We start from the raw sequence: 13,236 nt of genomic DNA on the forward strand, positions 1-13,236 counted from the left end.
TACATGACCGGCCGGTAGCTCAACCCGATAACCTGACGCGCGGTATCGGGAGTGAACAACCTTAGGGAGACAACACGTGGCACGGTCGGTTCTCGTCACCGGCGGTAACAGGGGAATTGGGCTTTCCATCGCACGCGCGTTCGCCGAGCAGGGGGACAAGGTGGCCGTGACGCACCGGGGTTCGGGTGCGCCGGAGGATTTGTTCGGAGTGACCTGCGATGTGACCGACGCCGAATCGGTCGACGCGGCGTTCAAGGAGGTGGAGGCCACGCACGGACCGGTCGAGGTGCTCGTCGCCAACGCCGGAGTCACCGACGACACGCTGCTGATGCGCCTGGACGAGGGGCAGTTCACCAGCGTGCTGGACACGAACCTGGCCGGTGCCTACCGCGTCGCCAAACGGGCCACCCGCGGCATGCTGCGGGCGAAGTACGGACGGATGATCTTCCTCTCCTCGGTGGTCGCGATGTCCGGTTCGCCGGGCCAGGTCAACTACGCGGCCTCGAAGGCCGGGCTGATCGGCGTCGCCCGCTCCATCACCCGCGAACTGGCCAGCCGCAACATCACCGCCAACGTGATCGCTCCCGGGTTCATCAAGACGGCCATGATCGACGACGTCACCGACCGCAGGCACGAGGAGATCCTCGGCAACGTCCCCGCGGGCCGGCTCGGCGATGTCGAGGAGGTCGCCGAGGCCGCGGTGTTCCTCGCCGGTGCGTCCTACGTCAACGGGGCGGTACTCCCCGTCGACGGCGGCCTGGGCATGGGCCACTAGGTTTTCGGAACGAACTAGCGCACAGACTGGAGGAATCAACCGTGTCCGGACTGCTTGAGGGCAAGCGGCTGCTGATCACCGGGGTGATCACCGAGTCCTCGATCGCCTTCCATGCGGCCAAGCAGGCGCAGGAACAGGGCGCCGAGGTGGTACTCACCGGCTTCGGCAGGCTCTCGCTCGTCGAGCGCATCGCCAAGCGGCTGCCGACCCCGGCACCGCTGGTGGAGCTCGACGTACAGGACACCGAGCACCTCGACACGCTCGCCGACCGGGTGCGCGAGCATGTCGACGGGCTCGACGGGGTGCTGCACTCGATTGCCTTCGCGCCGCAGAGCTGCCTCGGCGCGCCCTTCCTGGACGCGCCCGCCGAGGATGTCGCGAAGGCCGTCGAGGTGTCGGCCTTCTCCTACAAGGCCGTGGCCAATGCCTGCCTCCCGCTGCTGGGCTCCGGTTCCTCGGTCGTCGGCATGGACTTCGACGCCCGTGTGGCCTGGCCCGCGTACAACTGGATGGGCGTTGCCAAGGCCGCGCTGGAGTCCACGAACCGTTACCTGGCACGGGAACTCGGCCCCAGGGGGATCCGGGTGAACCTGGTCGCGGCCGGTCCGGTCAAGACCATGGCGGCCCGCTCCATCCCCGGGTTCAGCGAGCTCGAGGACAGCTGGGGCGACCGCGCCCCGCTCGGCTGGGACACCACCGACGCGGGCCCGGTCGCGCGCACCATCTGCGCACTGATGTCCGACTGGATGCCCGCCACGACCGGTTCCATGGTCATGGCCGACGGGGGAGTGCACTCTCTCGGCAGCTGAGCCGGCTGTGTTGGCGAGGGTCGGTTCCCCGAGCACCGGGGGACCGGCTCAGAGGTGTTCCAGGCGCACCGGCATGCCGTCCTTGGGCACCGGGAGCGCGGTGTAATCGATGTCCGGCACATAGTCCGACGGCCCCGACCAGCGGTAGTGACGCAGCAGCTGGTGCATGACCGCCTTGACCTGCATTCCGGCGAAGTGCATGCCGATGCACTTGTGTACCCCGCCGCCGAAGGGCACCCAGGCGTGCCGGTGCACCTTGTCCTCGCGGCGATCCTCGGCGAACCGGCCGGGGTCGAAGCGCTCCGGATCCGGCCAGTACTCGCCCATGTGGTGGGTGAACAAGGTGTCCAGGGCCAGCAGCGTGCCCTTCGGGATGAAATGCCCGAGTATCTCGGTGTCCGCGATCGTCTGCCGCGCCTGCGAGGGCACCGGGGTCACCAGCCGGTTCGCCTCCTTCATGGCCAGCCCCGCCGAGACGCACTCCTCGAGGTGGTCGTAGCCGAGTGTGTCCTCCCCGATGGCGAAGGCCTCCTCGCGGCAGGCGTCCTGCCACCGCTGATCGGCGCCCAGGTAGCCGATCATCGTGGCGAGGGTGATCGTGGTCGTGTCGTGTGCGGCCATCAGCAGGAAGATCATGTGGTTCACCACGTCGGCATCGGTGAACCGGTGCCCGTCCTCGGATTCCGCGTGGCACAGCGAGGTGAACAGATCACGGCCCGAACCCTCGCGGTGCGCGCCGATTCGCTGGTACAGCAAGGATTCGAGCACCTTGCGTCCTTCGACCCCGCGACGCCATTTGGTCAGCGGCAGCGGATAGCGCACGATCGAGGTCCCGGCCCGTACGGTGTCGGCGAAGGCCCGGTTGACCCGCCGCTTCTGGGTGCCGCGTTCGGTGCCGCCCATGAACAGTTCGGTGGCCACATCGAGGGTGAGCGCGCGCACCGCGGGATAGGACCGGAAGTGGGGGCGTGGCCGCCAGCCGCGGATGCGCTCGGCGATCATCGCGTTCATCGTGTCCAGGTAGCCGCGTAACCGCTCGTTGGTGAACGCCTGCTGCATGATCCGCCGGTGGTGCAGGTGCTCGCCGAAATCGAGCAGCATCAGCCCGCGGTTGAAGAACGGCCCGATGAAGAACTGCCAGCCGGGCCCGTTGGCGATGGTCTTGTCCACATTGGACAGGGCTTGGCCGATCGCATCCGGCCCCTGGAGGAGCACGATCTTGCGACCGAGCGCGTTGGACCAGCTGACCGGGCCGTACTGGTCGAAGCGGCGCCGCGCGGAGCCGAGCCGGTCGGTGGTGAGCAGGAAGCCCGCGTAGGGCCAGCTGCGTGCGCCGGGGACCGGGCGGAGGTCTGTCGTCTTCGGGGGTGGGGCGAGCACGGTCATCGGGCCCTCCGCAGAAACAATCTGACAGGAACGTATGTCAGATGCTAGAACGTGTGTGCGGTCGCGTCAACGTTGATGGCAGGATCGAGTGGGTGACCCGCAGCTATCGAGGAGCCTCCGGTGCGGAGCGAACACGGCAGCGCAGGGCGCGGCTCATCGAGGCGGGCTATGAACTGCTCGGCACCGAAGGGCTGGCCGCGACCACGATGACCGCGGTGTGCGGGCGGGCGCGGCTCACCGAGCGGTACTTCTACGAGAGCTTCGCCAATCTGGACGCGCTGCTGGTCGCGGTGCTCGACGATGCGGCGGGCACCCTCGAGGAGCGGGTGCGCACGGCGCTGGAGAAGGCGCCCGCCCGGCCGCGGGAGAAGCTGCGCGCCGCGCTGTACGCCTATGTCGAGCTGACCGAACAGGACCCGCGGATCATCCGCGCCATGCTTGTGGAATCACTCGGCAATCCCGCACTGCGCGCGCGCAGGCATGAGCACGTGCACCGGTTCGCCGGACTGGTCAGCGCGCACGCGCGACAGCACTACGGGGACGCGCTCGGCGACGCGCGGGCCACGATCGGCTCGCTGTTGCTCGTCGGCGGGCTCAGCGAGGTCACCATGTCGCTGGCGGCCGGGGAACTGGACACCTCCTGGCCGGAGATCGTGGCGGCGATCGTGGACGAGTTCGATGCCCTGGCGAACGGCTGAGGAATCGCGCGCGCGATGATAGGGGACGTGTCCGATCCTGACTACACCGAAGGCGCCTATGACGCGCTGCTGTTGCTTTCCTTCGGCGGCCCGGAGCAACCGGCCGATGTCCGCCCGTTCCTGGAGAACGTGACCCGGGGAAGGGGGGTTCCCCCGGAGCGGCTGGACGAGGTCGAGAAGCACTACCAGCACTTCGGCGGGGTTTCCCCGATCAATGCGCTGAACCGGGCGATCATCGAGGATGTGCGCGCCGAACTGTCCGCCGAAGGAATCGGGCTCCCGGTCTACTTCGGCAACCGGAACTGGTATCCGATGCTCACCGACACCCTGCGCACGATGCGCGCCGACGGGGTGCGCCGGGCACTGGTGTTCACCACGAGCGCCTACGGCGGCTATTCGGCGTGCAAGCAGTACCACGAGGACATCCTCGCCGCGCGCGCGGACCTCGGGGAGGACGCCCCGGATCTGGTGAAGCTGCGTCAGTTCTTCGACCACCCGCTGTTCATCGAGGCCGGTGCGGACGCGGTCACCGCGGCGCTGGCGAAGCTCGGCGAACCGGGTCGCCTGGTGTTCACCGCGCACTCCATCCCGACCGCGGCGGACGAACGCGCCGGGACCGAGGCCGAGGGCGGCAAGCTGTACTCGCGGCAGGTGTACGAGGCGGCCCGGCTGGTCGCCGAGCGTGCCGGTGTCGCCGAGTTCGACGTGGTCTGGCAGTCCCGCTCCGGCCCGCCGCACATCCCGTGGCTCGAGCCGGACATCGTGGACCACCTGGATACCTTGCACGCCAAGGGAATCGGTGCGGTCGTGGTGCACCCGGTCGGCTTCGTCTCCGACCACCTCGAGGTCGTCTGGGATCTGGACAACGAAGCCGCCGAGCGTGCGGCCGAACACGGTATGCGGTTCGCCAGGGTGGCCACCCCGGGCACCGATCCCCGGTTCGCGAAGCTGATCGTGGAACTCGTACAGGAACACCGGATCGGGGCCCCGGCACGCAAACTGTCCGCGTTCCCGCTCGCCGGCTGCACGGCCAACGGCGCCCCGTGCGCACCCGGCTGCTGCGCCAGCACGTCCTGAATATTCCCGGCCCCATCGGCTTTCCGGAGTATGGGCGGATTTCTCCGTAGGGGGAACAAGCCGCTCCCGGCATTGGTTGCCTCCGTTGTTCAGTCAGTGAATTTCGAGGGGAAATCGATGCATCGCGGTGTGTACGTGCTCGCGCTGAGCGTGTTCGCGCTCGGCACGACCGAGTTCATGATTTCCGGTCTGTTACCGGGAATGGCGCGCGACCTCGGGGTATCGGTGTCCGCGGTCGGCGGGCTGATCGCGGCCTTCGCGATCGGCATGGTGATCGGTGCCCCGGTGATGGCGGCACTGACGCTGCGCTGGCCGCGCAAGGCGACGCTGCTCGGCGCGCTGGCCGTGTTCGTGCTCGGCCATGTGGTCGCCGGGTTCGCTGCGGACTACGCGACACTCGTGGTGGCGCGAGTGGTCACGGCGGTGGCGACCGGGGCATTCTGGGCGGTCGGCGGCACGGTGGTGGTCCGGCTCGCCGGTCCGGGTAAACGCGCCCGTGGCCTGGCGGTCTTCGTCGGGGGTCTGACCGTCGCCAATGTGCTCGGCGTCCCGCTCGGCACGGTGATCGGGGAGGGCGGCGGCTGGCGCGGCGCCTTCTTCGCCGTGGCCGGTGCCGCGCTGCTGGCCATGCTCGGCGTGCTCGCGCTGGTGCCGAGGCTGCAGACGAGCAGTGGAGTAGCCCAGTCGAATCTGCGCACCGAACTGCGGGTGTTCCGCCAGCCACGGGCCTGGGTCGCACTCGGCACGATCGGCCTGACCGGTGCCGCGATCTTCGGCACCTTCTCCTACCTGTCGCCGTTCCTGGTCGGCGTCAGCGGATTCACCGAGGGCATCGTGCCGTTGCTGCTCGCGGTGTTCGGCGTCGGTGCGGTGATCGGGCTGCAAGTGGCCGGCCGGTTCGCGGACAGCCACCCGTTCGCGAGCCTTTTCCTCCCGCTCGGCGCGCTGGCGCTGGTGCTCGCGGCGCTCGGCCTGTTCGGGGAGAACAAGGTGCTCGCGATCGTCGCGGTCGGGCTGCTCGGACTCGCCGGTTTCGGCGCGAACCCGGCATTGCTCGGCCGGATGTTCAGCCTCGCAGGGGAAGCGCCGACCCTGGCGAACTCCATGAACGTGTCCGCGTTCAATATCGGCAACACGATCGGCCCGCTCGTCGGTGGGGCGGTGATCGACGCGGGGCTGGGGTATCTGGCGGTCCCGGTGGTGGGTGCGGGCATCGTGGCGCTCGCACTGCTCGCCGGGCTCGGTTCGCTGCTGCTGGACCGCCGGATCGGTGCACCGGAACCACAGCGGGTGGCAGACCAGCAGAGCGAGGATGCCGAGGTACCCGCGGTCTGCGTCAGTTAGACGAGCTCGGCTCGGTCTGTTCGGCGGGCTCGGCCTGCTCGGAGAGCGCTCGGACCGCTTCGTCCACCGCGGCGCAGCGGGCCGAGCGCACCGCACTGATCAATGGCTGGAGCACCTGTTCGCGGGCCTGTGCGGTACGCGCGGACAGGGCGCTGCCCGGCTGATCACCGCTGGCCACCCAGAGGATCGCGTCGAGCTCGGCGGCGCGGGCCAGCACCCGTACCGCGCGGCCCGGCATCCCGTCCGGCCACGGCACCTCGGGATTGCGCGCCACGTGCTCGGCGATCTCCTCGCGCACATTGGGCCGGGCCTTGGCGACGCCGAGCTCGATCAGCGCGGTCGCCGCGGCCCGCATGGAGCCGGAGAGGTCGTGCTCGGCCTGGGAGAGCGGGGTGTGCTCGCGCCCGGTCAGCTGGGGAAGCGTATAGACGGTCCACTGGACCTCGTCCTGACTGACCTTGTTCGGCACGATGCCCAGGCCCGCCGAGGCGAGCAGAACCGCCTCGCCCGCGCGCATCGCGTCCTCGGCGAAGGAGGATTTCCCGCCGAGACCGCGCACATCCCCGGGGATCGGCAACACGATGCCCGCGTCCGCCAGATCGGCATTGCGCAGCGCCGCCAGCAACAGCGCAGGCGCCGCAGGCGGTTCACCGCTTCCCGGAAGATCCAGCGCCGCCGCGGTGCGCGGATCGGCGGCACGCACCCGGTGCACATCCGCCCACACCTGCAAGGCGTCCAATACGTCGTCCGAAGCGGCGCGACCATAGCGCCACGCCGCCGCCCACACCACCAGTGTCGCGCTCACACTCGCCACACATCCGATGCTACGCAGGCGATTCCGGGTGCCGTCAGCGGGGTCGGTTGCCGGGCGCGCCGACCTTGGCGTGCAACAACTTCGTGAACTCCGCCGCCTGTCCGGGATCGGTGAACGCACGCCGCGGGATCGGGTAACCGCCCGAGGATCCGGTGCGCAGCACGATCGTGCGCCCGGTGTCCGACCAGCCGCTGATCCGGTCCCAGGCGAGTTCGCTGTGCGCATGCGCGGCCACGTCGAGCTTCACCCTGGACTGGTCCGCGCTCGCGCTGATCTCTTTGCCCGCCAAGGGATAGTGCCGCTCGGAAAGCACCGCCTGCCAGTAGGGCACCGCGAGCACGAGCGCGCCGAGTACGAGGCCGAGAACGCCGGCCAGCCACTGCCCGAGCACGAGCAGGACCATGCCTGCCACCGCGAGCGCGGCCGCGAACAGCGGTGCGAACCGGATCAGTGGCATCGAGGTGCGCAGCAGGTCGAGATGGTCGGCGCGGCGCAGGGTCCAGCTGAACCGGATGGGGGTGCTCATGGTGCGGCATTATCGCAGGCCCGGGGTGAGCTGGAGTTGCTCCACCTCGCAAGATCCCGTTCGGCGACGTAGCGTCGGAACCGGAGCGAGTGAAGGAGTCGACCGTGACGCAGTCAACCACGCCGCAATCACCGATGCCCCAGCCGACGACGCTGGGCGCGCTCCGGGAATCCGGCAGGTATCCACCGCGCCCGGTGAAGACCGAATTGCGCGAGAACCTGCTCGCCGCACTGCGCGCGGGAGACAATCCGTGGCAGGGCATCGTGGGGTTCGACCGGACGGTGCTTCCCGCACTGGAACGGGCCCTGCTCGCCGGGCACGACGTGGTGCTGCTCGGCGAACGCGGTCAGGGCAAGACCCGGCTGCTGCGCACCCTTTCCGTGCTGCTCGACGAATGGGCCCCGGTGATCGCGGGCGCCCAACTCGGTGAGCACCCCATGGAGCCGATCACCCCGGAATCCCTGCGGCGCGCGGCCGAACTCGGCGACGAGCTGCCGGTGACCTGGGTGCACCGGTCCCAGCGGTACACCGAGAAGCTGGCCACCCCGGACACCAGCGTCGGCGACCTGGTCGGCGATGTGGACCCGGTCAAGGTGGCCGAGGGACGCAGCCTCGGTGACCCGGAGACGATCCACTTCGGCCTCGTGCCCCGCGCACACCGCGGGATCGTCGGCATCAACGAACTGCCCGATCTGGCCGAACGCATCCAGGTCGCCCTGCTCAACGTGATGGAGGAACGCGACATCCAGGTGCGCGGCTACACGCTGCGGCTGCCCCTGGATGTGCTGCTGGTGGCGACCGCGAACCCGGAGGACTACACCAACCGGGGCCGGATCATCACCCCGCTCAAGGACCGGTTCGGCGCGGAGATCCGTACCCACTACCCGCTTTCGGTCGCCGCCGAGGCCGCGGTGGTGCGCCAGGAGGCCGAGCTCGGCGCGGAACTCGGCGAGCCGCTGATCGAGGTGCTCGCCCGGTATGTGCGCCTGCTGCGCGAATCCGGTGCGGTGGACCAGCGTTCCGGGGTGTCCGCCCGGTTCGCCGTGGCCGCCGCCGAGACCGTCGCCGCCGCGGCGCTGCGCCGTGCGACGCTCATCGGTGAGCCGAATCCGGTGGCGCGCCCGGTCGATCTGGAGGCGTTGCCCGAGGTACTGCGCGGCAAGGTGGAGTTCGAGACCGGGGAACAGGGGCGCGAACTCGAGCATCTGCGCCACCTGCTGCGCAGGGCATTCGCCGAGACGGCACGGGAATGGCTCGGCGGGATCGATATGAACCCGCTTGTCGAGTCCATTGTGGATGGCCGGGTGGTGACCACGGGGGAGCGGGTGCCCGCGCGGGAGATCCTGCACGCCTTGCCGGAACTGCCGGTGTGCCACGACATCGTGGAGCGGCTGACCGAACCCGGGGTGGAACGGGAACCGGCTCGGATCGCCGCCGCGATCGAGTTCGCCCTCGAATCCCTGTATCTGGCCCGCCGCCTCGCCAAGGACGCGGACGAATCCGAGACGGTGTACGGGCCATGACTGTGCTGTCCCTATCGGAGCTGCCCCGATCGGACTTCCGCTGTGCCCCTCGGACCGCGGGCGGCCCTGCGACGCTCACGAAAGGTCCGCTCTCATGACCGGTACTTGGCGCTACGGTCGCTGGCACGAGGGGCCCGATCCGCTCGCGCCGCCACTGGGCCTGCGGGAGGCGCTGGACGAGCTCGGCAGGGACGTGATGGACGGTGCCTCACCCCGTTCCGCGCTCGAGGAACTGCTCCGCAGGGGAACGCCGGGCACCACCGGGCTGGACGAGCTGACCAGGCAGCTGTGGCAGCGGCGCGCGAAACTGCAGCGGGAGAACAACCTGGACGGCACCCTGAACGAGGTCCGGGAATTGCTCGAGCGTGCCCTGGACGCCGAACGCCGCGCACTGTTCCCCGATCCGAGCGATGACGCGCGCTTCGCCGAGGCGCGGCTGGATGCGCTGCCCAGTTCCACCGCGGGGGCGGTGAACGAACTCGCCGAATACCCCTGGCGTTCCGAACAGGCACGCGAGGACTATCAGCGGATCCGGGACCTGCTCGGGGAACAGCTCATGCAGTCCCGGTTCGAGGGTATGAAGGACGCGCTCGGGCAGGTCGGCAAGGCCGATGTGGACGCCATGGCCGGGATGCTCGAGGACCTCAACGAATTGCTCGCCGCGCACGCGCGGGGCGAGGACACGAGCGAGCGGTTCGCCGAGTTCATGGCCAAGCACGGCCAGTACTTCCCGGAGAACCCGGAGAACACCGAGGAGCTGGTGGACGCACTGGCCGCCCGTTCGGCCGCCGTGCAGCGGATGATGAACTCGATGTCGGCCGAACAGCGCGCGGAGCTCGCCGACCTGTCGGCGCAGGCCTTCGGTGATTCGCGGATCGGCCAGGGACTGTCCACGATGGATGGTCTGCTACGGACACTGCGGCCGGGTGAGGACTGGGATTCCGCGGCCCGGATGCGCGGGGACAATCCACTCGGGCTCGCCGAGGGGGCGCAGGCGATGCAGGAGCTCGGCCAGCTCGACGCGCTCGCCGAACAGCTCTCCCAGTCGTATCCGGGCGCCCGGCTGGAGGACATCGACCTGGAGGCGCTGGCCGCCCAGCTCGGCGAGGAGGCCGCGGTGAGCGCGCGCAGGCTGGCCGAACTGGAACGCGAACTGCACCGTGGTGGCCTGTTCGAGCGGGCCGAGGACGGAACGCTCCGGTTGTCGCCCAAAGCATTGCGCAGGCTCGGTGCGGTGGCGCTGCGCGATGTGCTCGGTTCGCTGCGGGCCGGCCGCGGTGAGCGGGACACCACGAGGGCGGGCGCGGCCGGGGAACCGACCGGATCGAGCCGGCCGTGGCGGTTCGGGGACACCGAGTCCTGGGACGTGGCACGCACCGTGCGCAATGCGGTGCTGCGGTCCGCGGAGACCGGGGCTTCCGGAGTACGCCTGGATGTGCGCGATGTCGAGGTGATCGAGACCGAGAAACGCGAGCGGGCCGCAGTCGCCCTGTGCGTGGACACCTCCTGGTCCATGGTCGCCGAGGGACGCTGGCTGCCGATGAAGCGGACCGCCCTCGCGCTGCACCAGCTCATCACCACCCGGTACCGCACCGACGAACTCGCGCTGATCGGCTTCGGCAGGCACGCGAACACCCTGGAGCTCGGTGAGCTGGTCGCGCTCGAGGGCACCTGGGAACAGGGCACCAACCTGCACCACGCCCTGTTGCTCGCCGGAAGGCACTTCCAGCGCAATCCGGACGCGAATCCGGTGCTGCTGGTGGTCACCGACGGCGAGCCGACCGCGCACCTCGAACCCGACGGTGCCGCGGAGTTCAGCTATCCGCCGGATCCGCGCACCCTCGCGCTTACCGTGTCCGAAGTGGACAGTCTGGCCAGGCTCGGGACGAGCACCTCGATCTTCCGGCTCGGCGAGGATCCGCGGCTGACCGAGTTCGTGGACCTGCTCGCCCGCCGCGCGAACGGCCGGGTGGTCGCGCCCGATCTGGACGGGCTCGGTGCCGCCGTGGTCGCCGACTATCTCCGCGGCCGCCGCACCTGATCCGGCGGGTTTCACGCCGTGGACGGGCCGGTCCGTGGCCGGGAGCAACGGTTATCGTCGATGTCATGCAGACATGGGCGCCAACCGACGTGCCGAGGGTCGACGGGAAACCGCGTCCGCTCCGGCTTCACGACACCGCGACCGGTCAGGTGCGGCCGACCGCCCCGGGGAGCACGGCGCGGATGTACGTCTGCGGGATCACCCCGTACGACGCCACCCACCTCGGCCACGCCGCGACCTACCTCGCGTTCGATCTCGTGCACCGGATCTGGCTGGACAACGGGCACGCGGTGCACTACGTGCAGAACGTGACCGATATCGACGATCCGCTGCTGGAGCGGGCCGAGCGGGACAAGGACGACTGGGTGGTACTCGGGCTGCGCGAGACGGCGCTGTTCCGCGAGGACATGGAGGCGCTGCGGGTGCTGCCGCCGCGCGAGTTCGTCGGCGCCGTCGAATCCATCCCGGAGATCATCGAGGTGGTCGGCAAGCTGCTCTCCTCGGGCGCCGCCTACCGGGCCGACGATCCCGAGTATCCGGACGTCTACTTCGACCACACGGCGACCGGGCATTTCGGCTACGAGTCGAACGAGTCCGCGGAAAGCATGCGCGCCCTGTTCGCCGAACGCGGCGGCGACCCGGAGCGCACCGGCAAGCGGCATCCCCTCGACGCGCTGCTGTGGCGGATGGCGCGGCCGGGCGAACCGTCCTGGGAGAGCGAACTGGGGCAGGGGCGGCCCGGCTGGCACATCGAGTGTTCGGCCATCGCCTACAACCGGCTCGGCATTCCATTCGACGTGCAGGGCGGCGGATCGGATCTCGCGTTCCCGCACCACGAGTACTCGGCGGCGCACGCGGAGGCGCTTTCCGGGCAGCGGCCGTTCGCGCGGCACTACACGCACGCGGGCATGGTCGGGCTGAACGGCGAGAAGATGTCCAAGTCCAAGGGCAACCTGGTGTTCGTCTCGAAACTGCGGGCAAGCGAGGTCGACCCGATGGCGATCCGGCTCGGGCTGTTCGCCACGCACTACCGCGCGGACCGCTCCTGGACCGGGCAGACCCTCGAGGAGGCCCTGCGGCGGCTGGCGCGCTGGCGCACCGCCTTCGCGCTGCCTGCCGGGCCGGATGGCACCGACACCATCGCCCGGCTGCGCGATCACCTCTCCGACGACCTGGACACCCCGCGGGCGCTCGCCGCGATCGACGGCTGGGTCGCCGAGGCCCTGGAACGCCGGGGCACCGATCCGCAGGCACCGGCCGGACTGGCCGCCGCGGTCGACGCACTCCTCGGCGTGGCGCCGTAGGTACCTGGGGCCGCGGCGGGTGCCCTCCGGGTCACTCGTCGCGGCGGCGCAGGTACTGCTCCACCTGCCAGGCGATCTCGTCCCCGGACACCTCGTCCATCGGCGGTTCGGCGTCACCGCGTTCCTCGAGGCCGCGCACGTATTCGGCGACCTCCTCGTCCTCGGCGATCATCTCGCTGACCGTCTGCTCCCATTCGCGCGCCTGGTCGGGCAGCGAGCTCAGGCTGACCGGGGCGCCGAGCAGATCCTCCACCCTGCGCAGCAGGGCGATCGTGACTTTGGGCGAGGGCGGCTGGGACACGTAGTGCGGCACGGCGGCCCAGAACGAGACCGCCGGGATTCCGGCGCGCACGCAGGCGTCCTGGAGAACGCCGACGATCCCCGTCGGGCCCTCGTACTCGGAGCGGGCGAGGCCGAAGCGCTTCGCCGAATCGGTGTCGTGCGCAGCCCCGCTGACCGGGATGGGCCGGGTGTGGGCGGTGTCGGCGAGCAGTGCACCGAGCGTCACCAGCATCGAGACCTCGTATTTCTCAGCGAGTGAGATGATCTCCGCGCAGAACTGCCGCCAGCGCATATTGGGTTCGAGACCGTGCAGCAGCAGCACCTGTGTCTCGCTGTCCGGCGGGGTCGCGTGGGTGACCCGGGTCGTCGGCTCCTCGATGCTACGGGTGATTCCGTCCACCATGCGGACTGTGGGCCTGCTCACTTGGAAGTCGTAGTAGTCGTCCGGATCGAGCTCGGTGAGCGGGGCGGCGTCCCAGATCAGCTGGAGGTGCTCGACCGCTGTCGTAGCTGCATCGCCCGCGTCGTTCCAGCCCTCGAAAGCGGCGACGAGGATCGCCTTCCGCGGTGCCTCGGGCTCGGTGTTCTCGGCTTCGGTCTCTGACACCCGGACAGCCTACGTCGTGTTCGCTGTTGACCGGGGACCGTAGGCTGGAC

The 13,236-nt window shown here is 69.7% G+C and carries 12 protein-coding genes; 8 read left to right on the forward strand and 4 right to left on the reverse strand.

The genetic code is table 11. The annotated features are described in order from the left end of the window. Window positions 1–76 precede the first annotated feature (76 nt). Both fabG and fabI read left to right on the forward strand, forming a co-directional pair. A complete protein-coding gene (gene fabG / locus A37U_RS0116545; RefSeq protein WP_020497768.1) occupies window positions 77–775 on the forward strand; it encodes a 3-oxoacyl-ACP reductase FabG in 699 nt (232 codons plus the stop codon). Between the two features lie 41 nt (window positions 776–816). Continuing rightward, window positions 817–1,584 (forward strand): enoyl-ACP reductase FabI, encoded by a 768-nt coding sequence (gene fabI / locus A37U_RS0116550; protein ID WP_020497769.1) that lies wholly within the window; start codon window positions 817–819, stop codon window positions 1,582–1,584. 48 nt (window positions 1,585–1,632) lie between these two features. Here the strand turns inward: fabI and A37U_RS0116555 are convergent, their stop codons facing one another. Then, entirely contained in the window at window positions 1,633–2,970 is a 1,338-nt protein-coding gene (locus A37U_RS0116555) for a cytochrome P450 (protein ID WP_020497770.1), read from the reverse strand. Between the two features lie 92 nt (window positions 2,971–3,062). Here A37U_RS0116555 and A37U_RS0116560 point away from each other — a divergent pair, with 92 nt between their 5' ends. The 3 genes from A37U_RS0116560 to A37U_RS44040 all read left to right on the forward strand — a co-directional run bounded on the left by A37U_RS0116560 (window position 3,063) and on the right by A37U_RS44040 (window position 6,089). Beyond that, window positions 3,063–3,668 (forward strand): TetR/AcrR family transcriptional regulator, encoded by a 606-nt coding sequence (locus A37U_RS0116560; RefSeq protein WP_020497771.1) that lies wholly within the window; start codon window positions 3,063–3,065, stop codon window positions 3,666–3,668. A gap of 15 nt (window positions 3,669–3,683) precedes the next feature. Next, entirely contained in the window at window positions 3,684–4,745 is a 1,062-nt protein-coding gene (locus tag A37U_RS0116565; RefSeq protein ID WP_051111657.1) for a ferrochelatase, read from the forward strand. A 117-nt stretch (window positions 4,746–4,862) separates the two neighbouring features. After that, window positions 4,863–6,089 (forward strand): Cmx/CmrA family chloramphenicol efflux MFS transporter, encoded by a 1,227-nt coding sequence (locus A37U_RS44040; protein WP_040587943.1) that lies wholly within the window; start codon window positions 4,863–4,865, stop codon window positions 6,087–6,089. Here A37U_RS44040 and A37U_RS0116575 read toward each other — a convergent pair. Both A37U_RS0116575 and A37U_RS0116580 read right to left on the reverse strand, forming a co-directional pair. After that, entirely contained in the window at window positions 6,082–6,903 is an 822-nt protein-coding gene (locus tag A37U_RS0116575) for a hypothetical protein (RefSeq protein WP_051111658.1), read from the reverse strand. The genes A37U_RS44040 and A37U_RS0116575 overlap by 8 nt on opposite strands. A gap of 34 nt (window positions 6,904–6,937) precedes the next feature. Further along, window positions 6,938–7,429 (reverse strand): YcxB family protein, encoded by a 492-nt coding sequence (locus tag A37U_RS0116580; protein ID WP_020497775.1) that lies wholly within the window; start codon window positions 7,427–7,429, stop codon window positions 6,938–6,940. 134 nt (window positions 7,430–7,563) lie between these two features. Here A37U_RS0116580 and A37U_RS0116585 point away from each other — a divergent pair, with 134 nt between their 5' ends. From A37U_RS0116585 to mshC, 3 genes are all read left to right on the forward strand, one after another. Then, window positions 7,564–8,952 carry a sigma 54-interacting transcriptional regulator gene (locus A37U_RS0116585; RefSeq protein WP_020497776.1) on the forward strand — a complete coding sequence of 463 codons (1,389 nt, stop codon included), beginning with the start codon at window positions 7,564–7,566 and terminating at the stop codon, window positions 8,950–8,952. Window positions 8,953–9,046: 94 nt separating this feature from the next. Then, on the forward strand, window positions 9,047–10,993 hold the full coding sequence (locus tag A37U_RS0116590; RefSeq protein ID WP_020497777.1) for a vWA domain-containing protein: 1,947 nt from the start codon (window positions 9,047–9,049) through the stop codon (window positions 10,991–10,993). Window positions 10,994–11,058: 65 nt separating this feature from the next. Beyond that, window positions 11,059–12,297, forward strand: coding sequence for a cysteine--1-D-myo-inosityl 2-amino-2-deoxy-alpha-D-glucopyranoside ligase (gene mshC, locus A37U_RS0116595; RefSeq protein ID WP_026197286.1), 1,239 nt, complete (start codon window positions 11,059–11,061; stop codon window positions 12,295–12,297). A 31-nt stretch (window positions 12,298–12,328) separates the two neighbouring features. On the opposite strand, the gene A37U_RS0116600 is transcribed toward mshC, so the two are convergent. Continuing rightward, the gene (locus tag A37U_RS0116600) at window positions 12,329–13,186 is read right to left on the reverse strand and encodes a PAC2 family protein (protein ID WP_020497779.1); all 858 of its coding nucleotides are present in this window, start codon (window positions 13,184–13,186) and stop codon (window positions 12,329–12,331) included. Between the last annotated feature and the right edge of the window lie 50 nt (window positions 13,187–13,236).

It is taken from the genome of Sciscionella marina DSM 45152, from assembly GCF_000379465.1.
GTDB lineage: Bacteria > Actinomycetota > Actinomycetes > Mycobacteriales > Pseudonocardiaceae > Sciscionella > Sciscionella marina.

Coding starts and splice junctions, on each gene's coding strand:
- A37U_RS0116555 (WP_020497770.1), bottom strand. CDS start 2,970: ATGACCGTGCTCGCCCCACCCCCGAAGACGACAGACCTCCGCCCGGTC.
- A37U_RS0116565 (WP_051111657.1), top strand. CDS start 3,684: ATGATAGGGGACGTGTCCGATCCTGACTACACCGAAGGCGCCTATGAC.
- A37U_RS44040 (WP_040587943.1), top strand. CDS start 4,863: ATGCATCGCGGTGTGTACGTGCTCGCGCTGAGCGTGTTCGCGCTCGGC.
- A37U_RS0116580 (WP_020497775.1), bottom strand. CDS start 7,429: ATGAGCACCCCCATCCGGTTCAGCTGGACCCTGCGCCGCGCCGACCAT.
- A37U_RS0116585 (WP_020497776.1), top strand. CDS start 7,564: ATGCCCCAGCCGACGACGCTGGGCGCGCTCCGGGAATCCGGCAGGTAT.
- A37U_RS0116590 (WP_020497777.1), top strand. CDS start 9,047: ATGACCGGTACTTGGCGCTACGGTCGCTGGCACGAGGGGCCCGATCCG.
- mshC (WP_026197286.1), top strand. CDS start 11,059: ATGCAGACATGGGCGCCAACCGACGTGCCGAGGGTCGACGGGAAACCG.